This window comes from Phyllobacterium sp. P5_D12 (assembly GCF_054049495.1).
The window spans coordinates 1-586 of sequence record NZ_JBFUMG010001159.1 but is presented as its reverse complement, the minus strand read 5'-3'; the positions used below and the strand labels follow the sequence as shown (position 1 = coordinate 586).

Sequence of the window (586 nt, the reverse complement as noted above, 5' to 3'; positions counted from 1 at the left end):
CCGGTGATCTGGCGGGTGGATATTATGTCCAGCCGACCGTCTTCAAAGGTCATAACCGCATGCGCATCTTCCAGGAGGAGATCTTTGGCCCCGTGGTTTCGGTGACGACCTTCAAGGATAATGACGAGGCGCTGTCGATCGCCAACGATACACTTTATGGCCTTGGCGCAGGGATCTGGAGCCGCGATGCAAATACTTGCTACCGCTTCGGACGTGCAATTCAAGCAGGGCGCGTCTGGACAAACTGCTACCATGCCTATCCGGCGCACGCGGCATTCGGTGGCTACAAGCAGTCTGGCATTGGCCGTGAAAACCATCTGAAGATGTTGGATCACTACCAGCAGACCAAGAACATGCTGGTCAGCTACAGCCCCAAAAAGCTCGGTTTCTTCTAAGATCGTAGGCTAATAAACATCGGTGGCACTTTTTGCGCCACCGATGACGATTTGCCGGAGGGAGCACCATGGAAGATAAAGTCAGCGCTACACCTGCTGCGCTTGAACTGATAGCGACGCTTCAGTCGGAGTATGGGCCGATTCTGTTCCAYCAGTCTGGCGGCTTTTGCGACGGCTCGTCACCTATTTTT

At 54.2% G+C, this 586-nt stretch carries 1 protein-coding gene and 1 pseudogene; both read left to right on the top strand.

The window, feature by feature from the left end; translation table 11 throughout:
- A pseudogene (gene adh, locus ACXJ5O_RS29270) lies at positions 1 to 395 on the top strand (aldehyde dehydrogenase); the annotation flags it as partial.
- Between the two features lie 68 nt (positions 396 to 463).
- Positions 464 to 586: DUF779 domain-containing protein (locus ACXJ5O_RS29265; protein ID WP_457302957.1), on the top strand; the 123-nt coding region annotated here is incomplete at its 3' end.